Here is a 23,311-nt window from a genome sequence, read left to right as displayed (position 1 = left end):
GGACTGTTGGGCTGTAAAGCCCAACACTTCATTACTCTACGGTAAAACTGTTTTGAGTTTCGCTTCAAGCGTTTCAATTTTAAACGGCTTCAAAATATAACCGTCTATATTCAATTGCTTGGAGCTTTTCATTAGTTCAATATCAGCCTCCGCTGACACCATAATAAATTTCTGTTTGCTTAATCTGCTATCTTCCCGAATTTTTTTTAACAACTCAATTCCAGTCATCTCAGGCATATTACAATCACTGATCACCAGGTCAAAGCTGTCTTTTTGCAGCATCTCCCAGCCAGATTTCCCTGAGTCTGCTTCAGAAATATTTTTATACTGCAGTTTTTGTAACATAGTGGTCACAATTTTTCTCATTGTTGCAAAATCATCGATTACTAAAATTTTTGCATCGGCCGACATAATTATTTCCATCCGTTAGCGTTTATGTTTTAAACCCGCATCTGCTGAGTTTAGCTATTTTTTTTCACCAGCTCGTTAACCTCAAACAAAGTCTGCATTTCCTCATCACTCATTTCCAACACAGGCCTGGCAGGTTCTTTCAGACCCAGTTTGCTGCCATATTTATCATAGACCAATTGCAATACCTCTCTGCTTGCTTCATTTTTACTTTCCATATCAAGTTTTTCATGCCGCAACTGCTCAATTAAAGCGTCATACTGTACAAACCGTTCCTCAACATCACCAAATCTTTCCACCATTTTTTGAATCAGAGGCGGCAATTTTGAAACCAGAAATCCATTATATTCCATTGAGTTTTCATCAACTTGCTCGTTAACCAGCTCACTCATTTTGTAAATACATTCTTTTAAATTGGTTTCTGCTTCGCCGCCCAAAGGAGTTGTGATTGTCAGGTGGTGAGACATATCTTTAATGGTATTATGGATCTGGACAATCTCTTCAAGGCAGACCAAATAAGCCGCTTTGAATTTATCCATTAATGCAGGGAAGGTTTCTATGGCTATGGGTTGGCTGCTGACAAGTAATTTCAACATATCTTTACTAAATTCCAGCTCATTATTGCGTAACAGCGCCCATCGATCAGTTACGTTATCAGGAAAAAAAACAGAAAGTAATTTGCTTACGGCCTTCTCATCCTGCGAGATTTTTTCTTTAATAAGCTCTTTTGTTTCAGCAACAGCTTTAAATAAGGCAGCATTTTTTTTCATATTGGTCACAAAATTATAAATAATAATTGTCACCAGACAAACAACCAACGCTAGCAATATTGTTATAATCGTGCTGTTAGACATTGTGTCGGACCTCACTATATTTTGGTATCTGTTACCAATCTACACATTAAGCATAGTACAAAAATTCCTTGTATTTTAATCAATATCTAATTTCTTTATTTTTCTTTTATATAGCTGCTTGCTAACCCAGCGGAACAAAAACCAGAGTCCGATTAACAATGGAATCGCAAGGAGCAGCAGAAGATAATTAGGGTGAAATGCATTAGCAGCCTCAATAGCCTTCTGTTTTTTCATTTTTTCAGCCTTGGCGGCAGCAGCCTGTCTGGCTTTTTCAGCAGCAAGGCCTGCAAGGTATTTCTGGGAAGGAAAATGCGGCGGCGTCGGCAGCACGCTGCCCACATCATATTGTTTACAATTTAACGTCATTTCAGGCAGACGAATTTTTACCTGTCTGTCAAGCTGAGTACGGGCAGTAATTACGGTATGAAATACAACTTGCTGGTTTTTCTGAAAAGAACATAAAGTATTAGAGCCTGCCTGCCATATGTTGCCATTTCGGTTCAGGATCAGCTTAAGTCTGGTATCCTGGCTGTAAACGGCAATTGATATCGGATCAACCAATAATTCAGGATTCAATAAGCGTAACGAATATCCACGATCTTCACTGACAAATTGCTCAAAGGGCGCTTTCTTCACTTCAATCAAAAATTGGTTTTCGCGATTAAAAAACTCATATTTAGCGCTGAAAATCCCTTCTAGCAAGCCCACAGGGGCATCTAACACAATTTCAGCCTCGAAATCGCCTTGTCCTTGATAAGAGAGGGGATAATTGACCATATACGATTTATTTTTTAATACCAATTGCACTTGAGTATGATTAACGACAATGGGAAGCTCCAGTTTTTTCTCCTGATCAATCAATTGGGCTGATAGTCTTATTATTTCCCCATTAAAATGGATGCCGCGCAGCGCCGAGTTCACTAGCTTGAGATCGGTCAGAATCACCGCCCGCTCGATTTGCTGCGGGTTGCCTTTCAGCAACCAGTCGCCTGGCATCGGTTTGTCGATATTGATTAGCAGATATTTTTTAATTCTTAAAAATTCGGCATTATCCTGACCATCTTTTAAGAGTTTGTGATCAGGCCTTACAAGTTCAACTGCACCATTTTCGGGTTCAACCTGGATAACCAAGGTTAAATGTTTTACTCGTTGATCGACTGCTATTTTGCGTGTTAATGCATCGGTTGGAGTAATTGGAACACCCTGTGCACTAATAGTTGCATTGAAAATATTATAGAGAATACTCTCTAATTGCTCGCTTGAGTTGACACTCTGGTAAATGCCGTTAGTTTTATCTGCAAGCGTACTTAACAAATCGCTGTCGGCCATATTCGATAGTCCGATAGTAAATACCTGGACGTGATCTTTTTGTAACTGCTGCAAAGTCGATCCCAGCAAAATCTGTCTGCTCGCCTGACTATACTGTTCTGAACCCAGATCAATCATGCCATCGGTCAGAAGAATAATAATCCGCGCCGCCTTATTGTCTGGCCAATTCGCATCAGCCGCGAGCACCGCTTTATTAATATCTGTGTTCGCTCCGGAAGAGGTAATTAACGAGTGTTTACGGCTAAACAAAGCCTGATATTGCCGGTTAACCGGCATGACCGGGGTAAGCAATACGGTATTGCCGTCAAATGACATAATGCTTAATGCTGCCCGCTCGTGAAGGAGATTCATCAGTAATTTTGTTGCAGCCAGACGAAAATTGTCTGGATCAGTTTTTTTCATGCTACCGGAAACATCAAGGAGCAAGTGGATTTGCGGTAACTCAGGCGCAGAAAAATCGGAAAATGAGGGTTTTGAAAATGAAAAAAAACAAACGCTCATAAAAAGAATAGTCAGTAATTTATTTTTATTTTTTATCATAAAAATTCCATTATATTTATGCGCCCCATAATTTAAATCATAATACAAAATTAATTAAAAAATAAGCCGCACCCTCATTCAGATTAAATTTGCCTAATATAGCCATGTTTTTTTCATCCATTTCGATAGGAATTTGCTTAATATAAACAGGAAGACCTAATACAATCTCGCCTTCTGCCTCGGCGCTAAGGCGGCTTTTAACACCGCCGGCGATTACATTGGTCATTTCTTTTATTGCATCGATTATATCTGTATATTCAGGGATTTCCTGAACATCAGTATATAAAATACGGGCAGCAATATTGCTTAATGTTTCCTGATTTGCCAAAAAATAGATCCTGATTTTTTTATCATTGATGCTGAGATCTATAGCAGATCCTTCAAGGTTTTTGGTATTTTTTAACTGCCCTGCATCTTCAATTTGAAGATTAGCGGGATCAATAACTTCTTCAATAAAAAAACTCTGTGAAACAAAATCACAAAACGCCTCTACAGACGCCTGAAGCCAGGGTACAAGCAATTGATCATTATTCATAGCATCATCCATCAATTAATTTGTCTTTTTCAGTTGGTAACAAGGTACTCTATCAACGCCTAACCGCTCAAAATCACAATTAAGTCCTAACAGAGTTTCTGAACCGCCTAAAAATAAATAGCTATCCCGAGTCATTATGGTACTTAATCGCTTGAAGATTTCCTTTTTAGTTTCCAAATCAAAATAAATCAGAATATTTCTCATAAATACAATATCCACCTGGGATAAGGGCCACTCTTTGACAATATTCACTTTTTTATACTCAATCATATCCCGCAATTCCTTTCGAATCCGCCAGGCATTGCCTTCTTTTTCAAAGTACTTTAACAAATAAGGCAAGGGCATTCCGCGGTTTACTTCCAATTGGCTATAGATCCCTTCCTTTGCCCTGGTTAACATATTTTCTGCTATATCACTGGCCACAAATTTTATGGTCCAGCCCTGCAGCAATGGTTCAAGTTCTTTCAGGATGATGGCAATGGTATAAGGCTCCTGCCCGCTTGAGGCGGCTGCACACCAGATTACCAGTTTTTTTTCTTTCATTTTACTTTCGACAAGTTTGGGAATAACTACATTTTTTAATAATTCAAACGGATGTGAGTCACGAAAAAAGAGCGTTTCATTAGTCGTCATTGCATCAACAATTTTCTGTTTTAATAGCTCGGTAGGCTTGTTTTTTAACTCCTGAATCAAGGCATCAACACTTGTCATGCCATACTCTTTGGCGATGGGCGTCAGGCGTGCCTGAACAAGATATTCCTTTCCTTTTTCAAGCACAATTGCAGCATGATTTTTTATAAATAACTTAATGTAGTCAAAGTCATCATTAGTCATATTAACAGCCCTTTCCTGTTAACGCATTGAACAATCGCCCCGCCGAGATCGGTTAAAGGATAGACAGCATCCGCCAACTGCTCTTTATATACGGCCCCAGGCATGCCCCAGACTACACTTGATGCCTGATCCTGGATAATAACCAATCCCCCTTCCTGTTTAATCTCTTTACACCCTAGCATCCCGTCTTGTCCCATTCCGGTCATAATGACCGAAAGAGTATTTTTTCCATACAAGGCGGCTACAGAGCGAAAAAGCACATCAACCGCAGGCCGACAAAAATTTTCAGGAGGATCCTGATTCAGACGCAATCTGGTTTGCAATCCATCCCGGGCAACGGTCATATGATAATTTCCGGGTGCGATAAAAATCGTACCTGGAGTCAGGATATCGCCATCAACCGCTTCTTTAACGTCCAAAGCTGATTTTTTAGATAAATTTTCAGCCAGAATTTTGGTAAAAACCGGAGGCATATGCTGCACTATCACAACCGGAACCGGAAAATCCCGTGGTAGTTTGGGCAACAATTCAGTGAGTGCATTAGGCCCGCCAGTAGATACTCCTATCGCAAGAACATGGATAGCTCTGGGTTCCGAAGAAGATGTTGTTTGTGGTTTTGCGACAACTGGCTGAGGCGCGGCTTTAACTAAATGACTGGTAAGCCCCTTAATTTTATAAAGCAAGTCTTGACTCATTTGCTCAAATGAATCTTTTGCCGACCCCGAAGAAGACGGTTTGGTCACATAATCATTGGCGCCGCGGTTTAATGCCTCTAATGTGACAGTCGCGCCATTCAGGGTTAACGAACTGCACATAATCACCGGTAATTCAGGGTATTTTTTCCTTAATTCGGTTAATGCCGTCAAACCATCCATTCCAGGCATTTCAATGTCCAGGGTGATAATATCCGGCTGTAAGCGTTCAATCATATTTAACGCATAGACCGCATTACTAATTGAGCCGACAACTTCAATATCAGGGTCTTTGCTTAGTAAGGTATTAATAATTCGTCTCATTAAGGCAGAATCATCAATTATCATCACTTTAATTTTAGACATTCTATTTAATCCTTAAACAGATTATATGATTATGTTGCCAATCCCATCATATCAAGTTTCGCCAGGATCACTTCTTTAGTAAAAGGCTTCATAACATATTCATTAGCGCCAGCAACCATTGCCTTATACATATTATTCATTTCAGTTTCAGAGGTAACCATCATCATCCAGACCCCTTTCATTTTCTTTTTAGCCTCTGTAATGAACTCAAGGCCATTCATCACTGGCATATTCCAGTCCACGCACGCCAAATCTATCGAAGGCACCCTGGCCAGTTGCTCCAGAGCCTCCAGTCCATTAGATGCCTCCATGATCTCCCAATCTCCCAACTCGACAAAAATGCGCTTGAGCATTGCTCTGGCAGTTTTTGAGTCGTCAATCAGGATTACTCTTTTCATCATATAACTCCCTTATAAATCAGATTATTCATAAATAAATTGCGAAACAATGCGTTGCAATTCTGATGCCATCCGTGCTAATTCCTCTGCCGCGATCTGGTTACTGCTTGCGCCTTGCGCAGTGTCTTTGGCGGCTTGCGCTACCCCCAAAATATTTTCAGAAATTTCAGCGCCGCCAACTGCCGCCTCAGAGACGCTTCGTCCAATTTCACTGGTTGTCGCACTTTGCTCCTCTACTGCAGAAGCAATAGTGTTCTGGGTTTCGTTAATTTCCCGGATGATATTATTTACCTTGGTAATCACCTCGACCGAAGCAACAGTATCGCTTTGAATTGCTTCAATACGGTGGCTAATATCTTCCGTAGCTTTAGCTGTCTCTTTGGCTAATTCTTTTACCTCATTGGCGACTACCGCAAATCCTTTACCCGCTTCACCTGCCCGTGCCGCTTCGATTGTCGCATTTAATGCCAGCAGGTTGGTTTGTTGAGCGATAGAAGTAATGACCTTAACCACATTGCCAATCTGGGCGCTGCTTTCGCCCAACTTGGACATAGTAAGCGTTGCTTCATCAGTTAATGAAACTGCCTGCGTCGCAACATTGGCTGCATCAGAAGTATTTTTAGCAATTTCCCGAATACTGGCGTTCAATTCTTCTGCACTGGACGCAACTGTCTGGATATTTCTACTGACTTGCTCCGCAGACGAAGAGACAATATTTGATTGTGCGGACGTTTCTTCCGCGGTGCCCGCCATTTGCTGTCCGATAGCAGTTAGCTCTTCTGAGGAAGACATTAACGCTTGGGTGCTTTTAGTGATGTGTGCAATATTTTCACGAAGAGTAGCTAAAAACTGCTTGATAGAGGCACAAACGAGATCGACAGGCTCATTGCCGCTCACTTCTATTTCTTTGCGCAAATCCCCTTTCTCTGCTGCGCTCATCACTTCCAGAATCATATTTACTTTACGCATTAAATCGAGTTCACGGTTTTTTTCCTCAGTGACATCAGTCGCCAGTTTTATAACACCGATTACGTGCCCGCTATCATCTTTTTGCGGTCCATAAGATGCCCGTATCCAAACAGTCTTGCCGCCTTTGCCTATCCGTTTAAAGACATCACGAACGGTCACGCCAGCCCGCAGATCTTCCCAGAATTGGCGATATTTTTCCGATTTGGCTTCATCTGGATCGATAAACATTGAATGATGCTTGCCTTTAATTTCACTCAAACTGTAGCCCATCACATCGAGAAAATTCTGATTGGCATCCAGGATATGCCCCTGCAGATCGAACTCAATCAAGGCCGAAGCATAATTTACCGCATCATAAATAGCTTTATAACGTGCCAAATCCATTTGTATATCGGTTGTGTCGGTTCTAATACCGATGTACTTGGCAATTTTTCCATTTTCATCAAATACAGGTGTAATCAAAGCATCGACATAATAAGGGGTGCCGTCTTTTCGTTTGTTTTTGATTTTTCCATTAAATATTTTTCCGGAACCGATAGTATTCCAAAGTTCTTTAAATACGCTTTTCGGCATGTCAGGGTGACGGAACATATTGTGAGGCCTGCCAATACATTCTTCACGGCTATATTGAGATACTTCACAAAGCTTGTCATTAACGGCAATAACCACACCACGGGGATTTGCTTCAGACACGATATTCGCCATATTAATGGCATCCATAACTGCCTTGTGCTCTCGCTGCAAGGTTTCATATTTTGTTTGTAAATCATTTGTGCCATCGATTTGATCAACAATGTCTTTTTCACCGTGATTGATTGCTTTTTTCATGATCCCGTCCTTATTTTTTACCTGGCCCAGCTTCTACATTGCTATTTTTAATAATTGTTCAATATCCAGTATTAACAATAGCTGCTTATCTAACTGACATACTTCTTTTAAAAATTGCTGAAAACTGCTTTTTACATTTTCCGGCGGCGATTCAAATTTATCCTCGGGAATATCAATAACATCGCCAATGCCATCAACTAGCAGACTAATTAGTGAATCATCAGTACGAACGATAATATTTGTCGGTTTTTCTTCGGCAGGAGGAAAATCAAGGCGTTTACGCATATCTATTGCAGTAACAATCTGGCCTCTCATATTAATTAAGCCGCTGATAACATCGCTTGCCAGGGGAACATGCGTCATTTCCTGAAAGCGGATAACCTCTTGAATTTTAAATACATCAATACCAAAGAAAAAGTTATGCACATAGAAAGTACAGATTTTTCTCTCTGCTGTCATGATTGCACCTTAGCGGACTGTTGGTAATACGCAGGCAATACATCACGCATAATTGCTTCAATATCCAGGATTTCTGTTATTTTATCCTCAATGACTGAAGCCCCTATAACACCTGGACGCCTAATGTCCTTATCAAATCGGAAAGCTCCTTCAACAATGTCATAAACCCGATCAACAACTAACCCATAATTATGTGAACCATTGGAGTGCACGATTACCTGCACTTTTTTGTCATCAATAACCATTGAACCATTCGCTCTCATAAATTTATTAAGGCGAACAAGCGGCATAATAGAGTCTCGATATTGCACAACTTCCTGAGCCCCGATTAACTCAATCGTCTCCGTAGAAAACTCTTCGATGCGATCCACTTTTTCTAACGGAACACCCATAGGGTTAGCTGTACCTGCGCTTAAAAGAAGCAGGGTTTGTTTTTCCAATTTATTTTCCTGATCTTCGTTTTTCCTGTTAATTTTATTAGCATCCATGGAGGTTGAAAGCAGTCCTGCTTTTCGCGCAATGCCCACGGCATCAAGAATTAATGAGATCTTGCCATCACCCATAATCGTAGCGCCGGCAAATACCTGCTGATTACGTAATAACTTACTTAATGGTTTAACGACAATTTCCTGCGTATCAGTAATACTGTCGACAACTAAACCAAATTCAGTCTCGCCTGCCTGTAAAACAACAATATTAATCGATTCATTATTTCTGCCGACTACACCGCCGGCTAATTCCAGCTCTTTATTTAAATAAACCAGCGGTAATAATTTTCCTCGCAGTTTATACACTGGATCATCTTTAATATACTGAATATTATTATCAATCTCGTCAGGCTCCAGGCGAACCAGTTCCAGCAGGCTAATCTGCGGTATGGCATAACGATTGCCCTGGCAGGTAATTATTAAGGCCGGGATAATCGCCAATGTTAATGGAATCTTTATCTTGATCGTTGTAGACCAACCTAATTTGCTTTGTAATTCTATTGTGCCGTTAATCCGCTCAATATTAGTACGGACTACATCCATACCTACGCCGCGGCCAGAAATATTGGTCACTTTTTCAGCAGTGGAAAAACCGGGGAGGAAAACCAGGTTTAGTGCATCCCGTTCACTCATTCGCGCGGCTTGATCAGCACTTATAAGCCCCTTTTCAAGCGCTTTTCCTTTAATTTTTTCAGCAGACAGCCCGCCGCCATCATCATGGATTTCAATATTAACGTGCCCGCCTTCATGATAAGCCTTTAAGGTAATTGTACCTTCTTCGGGTTTTCCGGCGAGACGGCGTTTTTCCGGCAGTTCGATGCCATGATCAACTGAATTTCTTACGATGTGTGTTAACGGATCTTTAATCGCTTCAATCAGTGTCTTGTCCAACTCGGTTTCTTTACCATACATCACCAGGTTAACCCGCTTATTACAAGTGGTAGCAAGATCTCTTACAATTCGGGTGAATTTACTCCATACATTACCAATAGGCTGCATGCGTGTTTTCATTACCCCCTCTTGTAACTCTGAGGTAATTAAATTCAAGCGTTGTGATACTGCAATGAAGCTGGAATCGGATATTGCCGAAATAAACTGCAGAATCTGATTGCGTGATAAAACAAGTTCGCCAACCAAATTCATCAACTTATCGAGTAAATCAACATTTATTCGTATAGTGGCATCTATTACTGCCGTGTTTTTCATATCAGAAGATTGTTCGCTTTCGGCACCGCTATTAACTGACAGAGAAGGGATGTCCATTTTAGGATACTCCTCGTGTGTTTCAGTAGACTGAGTCTCAATAAAATCCTTGTTTTCAGGCTCAGCCCCATAGCTTAACTGGATCTCAGGTTCCTGTTCAGCCTCGCTTGCCGTCTCGTCCTCAATCGATTCAACATGGATATTTTGAGCCGGAATAGTCGATTGTTCAGGTTTTTGCGGCTGCCTGGATTGCTTCGATTTTCGCGATTTGGACTGTTTCGGTTGTTCCGCTGGTTGCGGTGTCTGCAATCGCAACAAATCCGCAATCAACTCCTCATGTTCATCATCACCATCAAAACTTGTGACAGAAATAATATTAAGCATTTCTCTCACCACGTCCACTGAGCGTAACAAGGTTGTTATGATTTGAGAATTTAACTCCAGTTTGCCGTCACGAAGTAATGACAATAAACTTTCCGCAGCATGGGTGACTTTTTCCAATTTTTGAAAAGCCAACATTCCGGCGCCACCCTTAATGGTGTGGATAGAGCGAAAAATTTCTGCCAATGTTTTTCTGTCAGAAGAGTTTTGTTCAATAACGACAAAACCATTGTCTAAAGTATCCAGGTGCTCTGTGCATTCTGCTAAAAATTCTTTGACAATTTCATCATAACCATCAATTTCTTCGTTCATTATTATTCCATTGCAGGTTGTTTTTTCACGCAGTCTCTATTTACCAAATATAGACGATAAAAAGAAAAATTGTGCAAACTGGAAGTAATAGTCAAAAATTACTATACTGCAACAGAAGGTTTATTCTTTAGTGTAAAAGGGAACACACAATGGATAGATTAAACGGGCAAATTACCGAAATCGTCACTAATCTCTGGGATACCATGTTTTCGATGCCTATTAAGACTGCCAAACTGGGCGCTGATGAAAGCAAGTTATCGTTAACTGGTGCAATCGCAATTAGTGGTGACTGGAGCTGTATTATTCATCTATACTGTAGCCAGCAAACCGTTTCGAAAGTATCGGCACAAATTTTTTCGATCGATATCAATGAAGTTAGCCGCCAGGATATTGCCGATACCATGAGCGAAATAACCAACATGACAGGCGGCAATTTAAAAACGACGCTTCCCGGCCCATCCAAATTGTCATTACCCCAAATAGTATTTGAATTTCATCCGATTAAACATAATCCGGAAATTGAAGAAATCAGGACAATAAATCTTGTGGTCAATGAAGATGAACCTTTGCGGGTTGATATTGCCATATTGAAGTAAATCAGTTTATTTTTGATAATAAGCCTGAGGCAATATCAAATCTTCAGCGATTAAGCGAATCCAGGGCCATAACATGACGCTGCTTAACGCACAGCCGATCGCACTGAAAAAACTGGCATGAAAGCCAAGAAATCCATCGATAGTCAGGATAATTACCTGGTAAAGGAAGCAGAAAACCCCAATCAACCCCATTTGCTGGCTAATAGAAAACAAGCGGAAACGCCGCGCCTTACTGCTCGCCAACCAGCTCGCTATCGATAAAGCAAAGGCATGCTCGCCCATAACCGTGGCCAATAAAACATCCATCACCAACCCAAGAACGAACAAAATTGCAATATTAAACCGCTCAGGAAGGTAATATTGGATATAAAGTACGGTTAATAAAACCCACGCTGGCCTAATCATGACCAATATTTCCGGCATAGGTAAAATCGTCAATGCCAGAGCGAGCAGTAAGCTAATTAAAAGACGAATACTTAAAGAATTCATGACATCGCTCCAGCAGCATTCATGCGCTCGTTAATCTGGGCTGTAAGCGCCGCCTGCTCTTTGCCTGGCCAGATTAATAGCACTAACCGATTACGGTTTAATAAGGCAATCGGGCTGACATCAACTTTGATAAATGCTTCGCCAGGTACACTGCTCACGTTAATTACCTGCCCTACCGGGTAACCTTCAGGATAAAGCCTGCCCAGCCCCGAGGTTACCAGCAAATCGCCTTTTTCAATATTGGAGGTACGCGGCAGATTCACCAGCGATAACTGGCTTATATTGTTTAAACCAACCAGAATGGCCCGTTCACCGGTACGGTTATTACGGACAGGAACTGCACTTTTGGAATCGGTAATCAGTAAAACGGTACTGGTCATATAACCAACGTCAATGATCTGCCCCATCACTCCCTTGGCATCAAGTACGGGCTGTCCGGTATAGGCGCCATCCCGCTTGCCTTTGTTTATTACCAGCAACTGACGCGACAAGGTGGTGTCAACAGCCAGGATCTGGGCAGCCATTCCTTTCATTTTTGCTTTGGATGAGGTTAACAGCAATTCACGCAACTGGGAATTTTCCTGCTTAATGACCATTAAACGTTGAAGTTCAGCTTCCAGCATTGTCTGTTGGTAGCGCAACTGCATATTTTCGTTAATTAACTCGGTTTTCGCTTTGACCAGGGACTGAAACCAGCCGATAACCCGCACCGGGTAATCAACTGCATACTGCAGGGGAGAAACAATAAAAGAAAATCCGCTACGAACACTATCCAGGTATTTGTAGTGGTAATCGAAAAACATGAGGGCGATAGCAAGCACCGAGGCAAACACAAAGCTAACTGGCCGCTGTCTGCCTCTGGTAAAAAGCCTGCTTCTGGAATTATTCTGTTGAGAGGAAATCACCACCGCGCAAGTCCATGGTTTCGAGAGCCTTACCGCCACCACGAGCTACGCAAGTGAGTGGATCTTCTGCGACAAGAACAGGAAGTCCTGTTTCTTCCATTAAAAGCGTATCCATATTTTTCAGTAACGCACCACCACCAGTCAGCACCATTCCGCGCTCGGCAATATCAGCGGCGAGCTCAGGCGGAGCAAGCTCCAATGCGGCTCTTACCGCGCCAACAATACCAGAAAGCGGCTCTTGTAATGCTTCGAGAATTTCAGCGCTGGTCAATGTAAAGCTACGCGGCACACCTTCTGCAAGATTTCGTCCGCGAACTTCAATTTCGAACAGATCCCGGCTTGGGAACGCAGAACCAATTTCATGTTTGATACGTTCCGCCGTTGTTTCACCAATCAACGTGCCATAGTTACGGCGAACATAAGAAACGATTGCATCATCAAACTTGTCGCCGCCAATACGTACTGACTGGTGGTAAACAATTCCACTCAGGGAAATAATCGCAACTTCAGTAGTGCCGCCGCCGATGTCCACAACCATTGAGCCGCTGGCTTCTTCAACTGGCATACCAGAACCCAGCGCAGCAGCCATAGGCTCTTCAATCAGGAATACTTCACGCGCCCCGGCACCCATGGCAGATTCACGAATCGCCCTTCGCTCAACCTGGGTTGAACCGCATGGTACACAAACCAATACCCGCGGACTTGGACGCAGGAATTTATTTTCATGCACTTTATGAATAAAATGCTGGAGCATTTTTTCAGTAACGAAAAAGTCTGCAATCACGCCGTCTTTCATTGGACGGATGGCATTAATATTGCCAGGCGTTCTTCCCAGCATGCGTTTTGCCTCAAGCCCAACCGCAGCAACACGCTTTTGCCCTGACTCGTTCCTTAGTGCAACTACAGAAGGTTCGTTCAAGACAATCCCTCTATCTCTGACATAAATCAATGTGTTGGCCGTTCCCAAATCAATTGATAAATCGTTGGAGAAAACTCCCCTTAATTTCCTGAGCATGAGCAATAATACCTCGTTCTTTTTTTGGCGAGTACTTTATCCTATATTTGGATAAAAATCGACTGATCTTTTGTAAAGTTTTTTTTGTGGTTAGTATTCGGTTGCAAATTGCATTTATAATGTACCTTTTGACAGGAATATGATTTGCAGGTTAGATCGAACCGACTCAACCTACAGCACACTACCATTAAGCAGGTAAATTTGTCATCCCCGCGAAGGCGGGGATCCATCCAACAAACAAGGTAAAGAGTCAACTTGAGAAATAGCTTCCCGCCTTCGCGGGAATGACACAATCCCTCACTTATTGGCAGTGACCTACAGCACGAATGCTTTTTTTAATTCTTCGTAATGAATTCTGACAAAATTCTTGCTAATTCCCGGTACCAGCCCCAGTTCATCAATCGTTTTAAAGCGGCCATGGCTATCACGGTATTTGATAATTGCCGCGGCACGCTTAACTCCAATTCCGCGAAATGATTTAGACAGAACTTTGGCATTTACCGTATTCAGATTAATCGGCGTAATGCTATCTTCAATGAGTACCGTTGTGGTTGCGCCAAGAGGATAGGAAAGAAAAGCAGCAGCTATTGCTAACGCAAGCAATATTTTTTTCATTATTTTCTCCATATTGATTGGACCATGCAGAGTATGTCAGTATTTTATCTAACTGTCGAGAATCCGGAATCAAGTACCGTTGTTGGGCTTTACAGCCCAACCTACATTAATTTACGGTTCCAATATGGTAGGTTGGGCTGTGAAGCCCAACACTCGGCCTTGAATCAGGCACCATGGTGGGCGTTACAATGCTGATGTAACACATAAGACACACAAGCAGTGAGTTTTTTAACCATATCCAAATGAAGAAACTCATTAGGTCCATGCGCATTTGAATTCGGCCCTAACACACCTGTTATCATAAACTGAGCCTGCGGAAATTTCTCTCCCAGCATGCCCATAAACGGAATAGTGCCGCCCTCGCCCATATAAACCGCCGGTTTATTGTAAAATAACATCGACGCATCGTTTACCGTTTTGGCAAACCAATCCGCCAGAAGCGGCGCATGCCAGCCTGGTGCTCTATCGTCTATTTTGAAATTGACTTTTGCGTTATAAGGCGGCTCGACAGTCAACATCTTTTCCATCGCCTCGGCAGCTTTGGCAGGATTAACCAGAGCAGGCAAGCGCATGGACAGCTTCAAAACAGTTTTCGGCCTCAGTACATTACCCGCATTACAGATAGCCGGTAAGCCATCTGCACCCGTGACAGTCAGGGCTGGCCGCCAGGTTCTGTTCAGGATCAGTTCAGCACTGTCGTCAGTAAGCGGCTCAACCCCTTCGTGACACGGAAAACTGGTATAAACCCGCGCACCCAAAACTTCAGCACAGGCCTGTGCCTGCCTGACCCGCTCCTCTGGTATTTCACAAAATAGCTCCGGCAATTTAATTTCGCCGGTAGCTTTGTCCTCGATGCGATCCAGCAACTGTCTGGCAACCCTGAAACTATCGGCGATAATTCCACTGCCATAGCCGGAATGGACGCCCTCCGTTAACAATTCAACCGACAATTCACCGACAATATTTCCCCGCAATGAGGTTGTCATCCATAATTGTTCGTAGTTACCAGCTCCTGAATCCAGACAAATGATTAAAGACGGCTCTCCAATGCGCTGCTTCAAGGCATCAATGTAATAAGGCAAATCATAACTGCCGCTTTCCTCACATGCTTCAATAATCACTACACAGCGTGCGTGGCTTAAGCCCTGCTCTTTCAGGGCATTGATAGCAGTCAGCGACGCATAGGCCGAATAACCATCATCTGCACCGCCGCGTCCATATAATTTGCCGTCTTTCAGAACCGGTTGCCACGGACCTAACCCTTCCTGCCATCCGCTCATTTCGGGCTGTTTATCCAGATGGCCATATAACAATACGGTTTCTTCCGAATCGCCAGGTATTTCCATAAAGATTAAGGGGGTCCTGCCCGGCAGGCGAACTACCTCCATCGTTGTTCCAATTGGCGCATGCGCTTCACACCAGCCGGCAACATGTGATACAGCCTGATCCATAAAACCATGCTGTTCCCAATCTGCATCAAAATGAGGCGATTTATTGGGGATTTTTATGTAGTCAATCAGACTGGGCAGAATTTGACTTTGCCATTGGGTTTCAACGAATTCAAACAGCTTTAGGGGATTCAGCATGCAGTTGCTCCTTAATCGTTACCACAATCTTTTCTATCGCGGATTGCTGGCTATCCAGTGCCTTCATAATAGATATAATCTCGCCTTTGCGGTTTTCGACGTCGTCAACAGCGGCGCATAACCGTTCAGAGCTTAATTCGTCATCAGCAACTACAACGCTAACACCCTGTTTTTGAAAATAACGGGCATTTTGGATTTGATCGCCCCGGCTTGCCTTGGCGGAAATTGGTACCAGCACATGGGGCTTTTGCAAAGCCAGAATTTCACAGACTGCGTTCGCACCAGCCCGGGATATAATGATGTCGCTGGCTGCCAGCAGATCGGGTAATTGTTCATTGGCATACTCAAGCTGATAGTAATCTTTTTGCCCATTCATGCTGTTATCCAATTTACCTTTACCGCATAAATGAATAATCTGATAGCGCTCAAGCAGATTGGGAGCAGCCTGCCTGACAGCGCGGTTTAAATTGGCCGCCCCCTGACTGCCGCCCATGATTAATAAACAGGGTTTCTCTTGGGTAAAACCACAAAACTCAAGCCCCCGCTGTTTTGAACCTTTAAACAATTGCGCTCGAATAGGCGTGCCGGTAACAGTTATTTTTTCTTTATTTTTGAAGTGGCTTTGTGCCGGTTCAAACCCCAGACAAATATGATCGACAAAGGGAAAGCTCAATTTATTGGCAAGTCCAGGGGTCATATCGGATTCATGGGCAATAACCGGAATACGGTTTAACCAGGCGGCAAATACCACTGGGAAAGCAACAAAACCACCTTTGGAAAAAACAACATCAGTCTGTAGTTTTCGTAATAGAAAAAACGCCTGGCAAATGCCGGTTGCGATTTTAAAAGGCTCGATAAAAGTCTTCCAACTGAAATAGCGGCGCAGCTTACCAGACTGGATAGCATGAAACGGAATTTTTGCTCTGGTTACCAAATCCTGTTCAACACTGGCTAGCGAACCAATGTAATCAACCTGCCAGCCTTCAGCCTGTACTGCATCAATCAAGGCAAAATTTGGCGTTACATGGCCTGCTGTTCCACCACCGGTAAAAACAATTTTCATAGTCATAGCTGAATAATGCCTCATGTTAAACTGATTTAAGTAATCTGCTTTACGACTTTTACCAATAAGCTTAAATCAATAGCCCTGATCGATTTGGTAATTGCACCGGTCGAAATAAAATCGACTCCTGTTTCTGCCACGGCTCTAATCGTATCAAGATCAATTCCGCCGGAAGCCTCCAACAGACAACCATAAGCCTGATTAATGACAACCGCTTCCTTAAGCATATCATTAGAAAAATTATCAAGTAAAATGCGATCCGGTCCGGCTAACAGCGCTTCCTGAAGCTCCGCCAGCGTTTCAACCTCTACTTCAACAAATAATTCCGGATTCAGCAAGCGCGCCTGCTTTATCGCCACGCTGATAGAACCACAGACCTTGATATGATTTTCCTTAATCAGGAACGCATCATACAATCCCATTCGGTGATTAGTTCCGCCCGCGCATTTAACCGCATATTTCTGTGCATAACGCAAACCCGGGAGCGTTTTACGGGTATCAAGCAGTCTGGTTTTTGTGCCTTGCAGTTGCTCTACAAACCGGTAAGTCCGGGTTGCGGTAGCAGACATAGTCTGCAGAAAATTAAGCGCCGTTCTTTCAGCGGTTAAAATTGCCCTGGCAGGTCCATTAATACGGCACAATAAGGCTGGCTCAGATAACCACTCCCCTTCCCGGACTAACCATTCAATGACAACATCAGGTTGCACTTCGCGAAATACAGCCTCAACCCATGGCTGGCCGCAAACAAGCATTGCCTCGCGGGAAATAATTTCTGCTTCGGCAATTAATGACTCAGGCAACAACATTGCGCTGACGTCTCCGTTGCCGACATCTTCCGCCAGAGCGGTTTTAACGTTCTGGCTGATTAGGTTCTGATCTGGACTCATTGCACATTTCTCTGTTCATGGCGCTGATAGCGTGATTTTAATAAAGGCGGCGTGATAATCGTCGTTGCGATTACCATCAGGATAATAGCGGAAAACAGTTGATCAGACATAACGCCCATAGTGCGGCCTATAGAAGCGAATACTAACCCTACCTCACCCCGCGGCAACATGCCGATGCCGATTAATAATTTGTCATCCTTCCGGTTGCCGCCGACACCGCTGATTAATTTACCTGCCACAGCCGCCACAATCAAACCACCGGCAATCAACAGCACCTGCCAATGCAAAAAGGTTTCCAGCTTCACCTGAATACCGATCAGCATAAAAAATAAGGGCGCCAGTAAGGCTTCAAGCGGCGCGACCAATTCTTTGATAGTCGGAGCGCGGGAATGGTTTTTTTCCTGTTCGGCAAAATAGTGGTCTTTTATGATAAGGCCGGCAGCGAATGCGCCAATGATCGAGGCAAGCTGCACCACCGTTGCCAACCATGACAAAAACATCACAAAAATAAAGGATACCGCAAGCTTGGCCTCCCATAGCGCCAGAAACTGGAAACAGCGCGTCAGTTTCTTTAATACCCAGGGGCCTGCAACCAGTACAACAACAAAAAACAAAATGGTCAGAATTATAATCTGGCTGATGGCTGCGAAATTAACCTGCCCGCTGATAACAATACTGCTGACGATAGCAAGAATAATTAACCCCAGAATATCGTCAATCATCGCCGCACCCAATATGGTTCTTGCTTCACGGGTACGTAATTTTTTCATTTCCGATAATACCCGCGCAGTAATGCCGATACTGGTTGCCGATAAGGCTGCCGCTACAAAAAGATTAGCCTTATAAGTTGCCTCCGGCATAAGTAAAGCAGCGGTAATAAATCCCAAAACAGTAGGCGCAAGCACCCCAATCACTGCAACCTGCAAGGATTCCTTGCCGGTATTAGCCAACTCCTGGACAGAACTTTCCAGCCCAACCATGAATAGTAAAAAAATAACGCCATAGCGGGAAAATATATCCAGTATATACCCGACTTTGATGCATTCAATACCGCCCGACCCGCTTAATACCTCCAGCATTTGCCTGGCATACGCCGGATCAGGAATGGCTTCAGCAATTGCTTGCGGCAGCGGCACATCAGCCAGTATCGAGCGTAGAATGGAGTAAATCGCGGAGCCTTCCCGCAATACGATAATTAATTGGGAGCCGAGCAGATAACAGACGTTACCAAACACGACGCCCATTAACAATTCGCCAAGAACACCAGGCTGATTGAACCGTTTGGCAAGATAGCGGCCGGCAATAGCAAAACTGAAAATCAGCGTTACCCACAGGATAACCATTGCGGCCGGATCATGGCTGTGACCGGACATCATCGCGTTTTAGCCAAAAACAGACAGGTTTCCAGCACCGAATCAGGATTCAGAGATACGCTATCTATGCCTTCATCCATTAACCAACGTGCAAAATCCTGATGATCAGAAGGCCCCTGACCGCAGATGCCAACATATTTACCTGCCTTTTTACAAGCCTGTATTGCCATATGCAACAGAGTTTTTACCGCCTGATTGCGCTCATCAAACTGGTTCGCAACCAATCCGGAATCCCGATCAAGACCAAGCGTCAGCTGAGTAAGGTCGTTGGAGCCAATTGAAAAACCATCGAAATACTCCAGAAATTGTTCTGCCAGCAGCGCATTGGAAGGCAATTCACACATCATGATAATCCGTAAATTGTTTTTTCCACGCTCCAGGCCATGCTGTTTCAAAAGATCGATTACCTGGCTTGCCTCATTAACGGTTCTGACAAAAGGAATCATAATCTCAACATTATCCAGCCCCATTTCTTCACGGACGCGGCGCACTGCCTGGCACTCTAACGCGAAGCAATCGGCAAAGTCGGTTGAAACATAACGTGAAGCTCCTCTGAACCCAAGCATAGGGTTTTCTTCATGCGGTTCATAATATTTACCGCCAATCAGGTTAGCATACTCGTTTGATTTAAAATCCGACAACCGGACAATAACCGGTTTTGGATAAAAGGCGGCTGCTATGGTTGCAATACCTTCTTTCAGGCGCTCAATATAAAACTCGACAGGCGATGCATAAGCCGCTGTTTTCTGACGAATATAATCTTTTAGTTCCAAATCGAGTATGGAATCATATTGCAGCAATGCCTTGGGATGAATTCCTATGGAGTTGGAAATTAAAAATTCGAGCCTTGCCAGACCAACACCGGAATTGGGAACTGCCTGAAAAGCAAAAGCGCGATCAGGATTACCGACATTGAGCATTACCTTTATCGGTAACTCAGGCATATTATCAACATCCAGCGTTACCCGCTCAATCGGCAACAATCCCTGATAAACAAAACCGGTATCGCCTTCAGCACAGCTTACTGTTACCTCATCGCCATCTTTAATTGCCCGGGTGGCATCGCCACAGCCAACTACTGCAGGAATACCAAGCTCACGGGCAATAATCGCCGCATGGCAAGTACGGCCGCCACGATTGGTTACAATTGCCGCCGCCCGTTTCATGATGGGTTCCCAATCCGGATCCGTCATGTCAGACACCAGCACATCCCCCGGCTCTACCCGGTGCATTTCACTGATATCATGAATAATTTTCGCCTTACCCTGGCCAATACGCTGGCCAATACTTCGGCCTTCGGTCAGTATTTCACTATGTTTTTTTAAAGAATAACGTTCAAGCTTCTGTTTACTGGCGCGGCTTTTTACGGTTTCTGGACGGGCCTGCAAAATATATAATTGGCCGGTAACCCCATCTTTAGCCCATTCAATATCCATAGGCCTGCCATAATGCTGCTCGATAATTAATGCCTGTCTGGCCAATTGCTCAACTTCATCATTGGTCAGGGAAAATTGCAAACGCTGCTCAGATTCAACATCTTCCGTTTTGACTGTTTTGGCATTCAATAAATCATTGCAATACACCATACGCAATGCTTTACTGCCGAGGTTACGGCGAATAACCGCCGGCCGGCCTGCCCGTAAGCCCGGCTTATGAACATAAAATTCATCAGGGTTCACCGCACCCTGCACAACCATCTCTCCCAGGCCATAGGACGAAGTGACAAAGACCACGTCTTCAAATCCCGATTCAGTATCCATGGTGAACATAACACCGCTCACAGCCAGGTCGCTGCGGATCATTTGCTGAACACCCACCGACAGCGCAACTTCATGATGAGCAAAACCATGGTGAACGCGGTAAGCAATAGCGCGGTCATTGAATAGGGAAGCAAATACTTCTTTAATCGCATGAAGAACAGAAGCAAAGCCTCGAACATTTAAAAAGGTTTCCTGTTGCCCTGCAAAGGAAGCATCGGGCAAGTCTTCGGCAGTTGCCGATGAACGGACTGCAACACTGAAATCTTCTGTACCAATTGTCTTAGCCAGTTTATTGTATGCATCAAAAACAGCCGCTTCAAAAGCTGGAGTGAAAGGCGTAGATACTACCAGTTCACGGATTGCTTTACCGGTTGCTGTTAACTGGTTAATGTTTTCAGTATCCAGATTAGAGAGTAATTCATAGATTTTCTTGTCCAGGTCGTCTGACGACAGAAACTCCCGGAAAGCGTCTGCGGTAGTTGCAAAGCCTGTTGGCACCGAAACCCCGGCGGAGGAAAGGTGACTAATCATTTCACCCAGTGAAGCATTTTTTCCGCCAACCTGCTCCAGATCATGCATACCTAATTGATTGAATTCAATCGTGTGGACATTTACTGCCATAACCACCTCTAATCCTTAAAAATTGCCGTCCATTCTACTTAAAATATGCTTTAATGGGAATGAGTTTGGGTAATCAAATCCTGTAGGTTGGGTCGTTGACCCAACAAAACAATCTATATTTCAAGCTCAACATACAATTTAAACAGGAAATGTTGGGTCAAACGACCCAACATAAAGATGAATATAATAGTTGATCAAACTAAGGGGCGCGGAGTAGTTGCGTCTGAGCCTGCAGCTCTTGCTCTGGTTGAGCGGGTTCAACTCGTCTGCTGAAGAAACGTAAGAAACGTGTGACATAATTTCCCGTGCGCTGAGCCATCTGAACCGGGGCTCTATCCATCTCGCTCTTTGCAGTTTGATAGGCAGCGCGAATTTTAACTGTCAGTGCCGTTAATTCGAAACAATCCTCTTTGCCAGTATAAGGACGGATTCTACAAGTATTTTTGTCAATGGGTTGACGAGTTAGCGGATGAGTAGCATTCGTGCTGAACCACATGCGAACCCCACCTTTTTCTTTAGGAAGATCGTTAATAATATATGTACTTCCGGTAACTACTTTTTTGTTTTCGCCCGTACCCTGCAATTGAAAAAATAACGCAGGCTTGGAGACTGAACCGTATACCAACTCATCATCAATACCATCTAACTCACCCTCGGCATCAGGCCCTTTCCTAATCGCTTCATCAAGGTCATTCATTTTTTTCAGTAATGATTCGTATCGACTGGCGTCTGATGTTAACGCCCCTTTGGCATACAGCAATTCCTCTGCCGTTAATTCAGTAAAAGCCTGGGAAGCCGGCTGTGTATCCGACCCGATCTCAACCCCTGCTCGATTATTTCGTGCCTCTGGCGGTATTACGTCCTGAAGTTGGGTAAAATCCATTTCAACCGGTTCATCCAAACCTGCCAAGTCGTTGGCATTCATCACGCGCCGCGATCGCCGTATAATAATTCTGTTTACGGCAAGGCTCCCTTGATTCCTGGCATTATTTTCGTCAGCAAACAAAGACAGTGTACCGCTAAAAATAAAATGGTCACGTGTGAACAATGTGCTTAATACCGTTATGACACCTGTTGAAAATCCATGAGTCAGTCCTTTCCTGGCCTGAGAAAAAATATCCTTGATTGACAAAAAGAGTTCTGTGCCAAGAGCAACAAGTGCAGCTGGCGCAAAAACCAAACTCATGCCTATTGCAGTGGCTACGCCTGCAATCAGTCCAGAAATGATGAAACCATCTTTTATCAGTGCCAGCGTTACCCATAAAGGAGCACCAATCAACAATAAGGAAGCCCCTAGCAGTGTTGCAGCTATTATCACGGTATTTGTTAACACTGATCGCACAGGATATAAAATTAAACCTAATAACGCGCCAATAATTCTATTCAAAAACATGATCGCTTTTCCTAAAGTTGAGTAATCACAGCTATGCGAACGTAATTAGCATGGCTTTAAGACCAAGATAATAACATTCTGACCATATTAAGTCCAGCTGTCTTTTCAAGCATCGTTTTTATGGTTTATTCATTGAAAAATTGTGTGTTGGGCTTTACAGCCCAATGGCGCTGCCTTAAGCTGCTTGATTATTAACCATTGACCTTGCTCTTTGGTCCAAGATTTTTTCTTTCTCGATGGCTCTATGATTTTTTAGGATAGGGAAAGATTGGGTTTTCTTGCGAACAGCCCGGGGTTCGACCCGTCCAGGTCGCTTTCCGACTTTATTGGAAGCGATAAGAACAAGCATTTGCGAATAAAGCGCCTCTTTTTTATCCTTTGGGATTGAACTAACGTGCGGATTAAATTGATT

General features: G+C 43.5%; 21 protein-coding genes and 1 pseudogene. 1 reads left to right on the top strand and 21 read right to left on the bottom strand.

Features of this window, described 5'->3' with window-relative positions; genetic code table 11:
• Positions 1-36: 36 nt before the first annotated feature.
• From ACFORL_RS11065 to ACFORL_RS11020, 10 genes are all read right to left on the bottom strand, one after another.
• Positions 37-411, bottom strand: a complete 375-nt coding sequence (locus ACFORL_RS11065) for a response regulator (protein ID WP_382343990.1) — start codon at positions 409-411, stop codon at positions 37-39.
• A gap of 50 nt (positions 412-461) precedes the next feature.
• Positions 462-1,262 carry a hypothetical protein gene (locus ACFORL_RS11060; protein WP_382343988.1) on the bottom strand — a complete coding sequence of 267 codons (801 nt, stop codon included), beginning with the start codon at positions 1,260-1,262 and terminating at the stop codon, positions 462-464.
• 75 nt (positions 1,263-1,337) lie between these two features.
• Positions 1,338-3,131 carry a VWA domain-containing protein gene (locus ACFORL_RS11055; RefSeq protein WP_382343986.1) on the bottom strand — a complete coding sequence of 598 codons (1,794 nt, stop codon included), beginning with the start codon at positions 3,129-3,131 and terminating at the stop codon, positions 1,338-1,340.
• Between the two features lie 37 nt (positions 3,132-3,168).
• Positions 3,169-3,666: a chemotaxis protein CheX gene (locus ACFORL_RS11050; RefSeq protein WP_382343984.1), complete on the bottom strand. Its 498-nt coding sequence runs from the start codon at positions 3,664-3,666 to the stop codon at positions 3,169-3,171.
• Between the two features lie 15 nt (positions 3,667-3,681).
• Positions 3,682-4,500: a CheR family methyltransferase gene (locus tag ACFORL_RS11045; protein WP_382343982.1), complete on the bottom strand. Its 819-nt coding sequence runs from the start codon at positions 4,498-4,500 to the stop codon at positions 3,682-3,684.
• Positions 4,497-5,558 (bottom strand): protein-glutamate methylesterase/protein-glutamine glutaminase, encoded by a 1,062-nt coding sequence (locus ACFORL_RS11040; RefSeq protein WP_382343980.1) that lies wholly within the window; start codon positions 5,556-5,558, stop codon positions 4,497-4,499. Before ACFORL_RS11040 ends, ACFORL_RS11045 begins: the two co-directional genes overlap by 4 nt.
• 29 nt (positions 5,559-5,587) lie before the next feature.
• Positions 5,588-5,959: a response regulator gene (locus ACFORL_RS11035; protein WP_382343977.1), complete on the bottom strand. Its 372-nt coding sequence runs from the start codon at positions 5,957-5,959 to the stop codon at positions 5,588-5,590.
• 21 nt (positions 5,960-5,980) lie between these two features.
• Entirely contained in the window at positions 5,981-7,753 is a 1,773-nt protein-coding gene (locus tag ACFORL_RS11030) for a methyl-accepting chemotaxis protein (RefSeq protein ID WP_382343975.1), read from the bottom strand.
• A gap of 33 nt (positions 7,754-7,786) precedes the next feature.
• The gene (locus ACFORL_RS11025) at positions 7,787-8,212 is read right to left on the bottom strand and encodes a chemotaxis protein CheW (protein ID WP_382343973.1); all 426 of its coding nucleotides are present in this window, start codon (positions 8,210-8,212) and stop codon (positions 7,787-7,789) included.
• On the bottom strand, positions 8,209-10,596 hold the full coding sequence (locus ACFORL_RS11020; protein ID WP_382343971.1) for a chemotaxis protein CheA: 2,388 nt from the start codon (positions 10,594-10,596) through the stop codon (positions 8,209-8,211). The genes ACFORL_RS11025 and ACFORL_RS11020 overlap by 4 nt, the downstream gene beginning before the upstream one ends.
• A gap of 149 nt (positions 10,597-10,745) precedes the next feature.
• Here ACFORL_RS11020 and ACFORL_RS11015 point away from each other — a divergent pair, with 149 nt between their 5' ends.
• Positions 10,746-11,192: a chemotaxis protein CheX gene (locus ACFORL_RS11015; RefSeq protein WP_382343969.1), complete on the top strand. Its 447-nt coding sequence runs from the start codon at positions 10,746-10,748 to the stop codon at positions 11,190-11,192.
• A gap of 6 nt (positions 11,193-11,198) precedes the next feature.
• On the opposite strand, the gene mreD is transcribed toward ACFORL_RS11015, so the two are convergent.
• The 11 genes and pseudogenes from mreD to ACFORL_RS10960 all read right to left on the bottom strand — a co-directional run.
• A complete protein-coding gene (gene mreD, locus ACFORL_RS11010) occupies positions 11,199-11,681 on the bottom strand; it encodes a rod shape-determining protein MreD (protein ID WP_382343967.1) in 483 nt (160 codons plus the stop codon).
• Positions 11,678-12,586: a rod shape-determining protein MreC gene (mreC, locus tag ACFORL_RS11005; RefSeq protein WP_382344069.1), complete on the bottom strand. Its 909-nt coding sequence runs from the start codon at positions 12,584-12,586 to the stop codon at positions 11,678-11,680. The genes mreD and mreC overlap by 4 nt, the downstream gene beginning before the upstream one ends.
• Positions 12,564-13,601, bottom strand: coding sequence for a rod shape-determining protein (locus tag ACFORL_RS11000; protein WP_382343965.1), 1,038 nt, complete (start codon positions 13,599-13,601; stop codon positions 12,564-12,566). Before ACFORL_RS11000 ends, mreC begins: the two co-directional genes overlap by 23 nt.
• 315 nt (positions 13,602-13,916) lie before the next feature.
• On the bottom strand, positions 13,917-14,216 hold the full coding sequence (locus ACFORL_RS10995; RefSeq protein WP_382343963.1) for a ComEA family DNA-binding protein: 300 nt from the start codon (positions 14,214-14,216) through the stop codon (positions 13,917-13,919).
• 164 nt (positions 14,217-14,380) lie between these two features.
• Positions 14,381-15,802, bottom strand: a complete 1,422-nt coding sequence (locus tag ACFORL_RS10990) for a M20 family metallopeptidase (RefSeq protein ID WP_382343961.1) — start codon at positions 15,800-15,802, stop codon at positions 14,381-14,383.
• Positions 15,777-16,871 carry an undecaprenyldiphospho-muramoylpentapeptide beta-N-acetylglucosaminyltransferase gene (locus ACFORL_RS10985; protein WP_382343959.1) on the bottom strand — a complete coding sequence of 365 codons (1,095 nt, stop codon included), beginning with the start codon at positions 16,869-16,871 and terminating at the stop codon, positions 15,777-15,779. The genes ACFORL_RS10990 and ACFORL_RS10985 overlap by 26 nt, the downstream gene beginning before the upstream one ends.
• A gap of 29 nt (positions 16,872-16,900) precedes the next feature.
• Positions 16,901-17,752: a carboxylating nicotinate-nucleotide diphosphorylase gene (gene nadC, locus ACFORL_RS10980; RefSeq protein WP_382343957.1), complete on the bottom strand. Its 852-nt coding sequence runs from the start codon at positions 17,750-17,752 to the stop codon at positions 16,901-16,903.
• Positions 17,749-19,128, bottom strand: a complete 1,380-nt coding sequence (locus ACFORL_RS10975) for a cation:proton antiporter (protein WP_382343956.1) — start codon at positions 19,126-19,128, stop codon at positions 17,749-17,751. The genes nadC and ACFORL_RS10975 overlap by 4 nt, the downstream gene beginning before the upstream one ends.
• A complete protein-coding gene (ppsA, locus tag ACFORL_RS10970; RefSeq protein ID WP_382343954.1) occupies positions 19,125-21,506 on the bottom strand; it encodes a phosphoenolpyruvate synthase in 2,382 nt (793 codons plus the stop codon). The genes ACFORL_RS10975 and ppsA overlap by 4 nt, the downstream gene beginning before the upstream one ends.
• Before the next feature lie 199 nt (positions 21,507-21,705).
• Entirely contained in the window at positions 21,706-22,899 is a 1,194-nt protein-coding gene (locus ACFORL_RS10965; RefSeq protein WP_382343952.1) for a hypothetical protein, read from the bottom strand.
• A gap of 175 nt (positions 22,900-23,074) precedes the next feature.
• A pseudogene (locus ACFORL_RS10960) lies at positions 23,075-23,311 on the bottom strand (hypothetical protein); the annotation flags it as partial.

This window comes from Legionella dresdenensis, from assembly GCF_042649825.1.
Classification (GTDB): domain Bacteria; phylum Pseudomonadota; class Gammaproteobacteria; order Legionellales; family Legionellaceae; genus Legionella_C; species Legionella_C dresdenensis.
The sequence above is the reverse complement of the archived record's forward strand: the minus strand, read 5'-3'. Positions and strand labels throughout refer to the sequence as shown.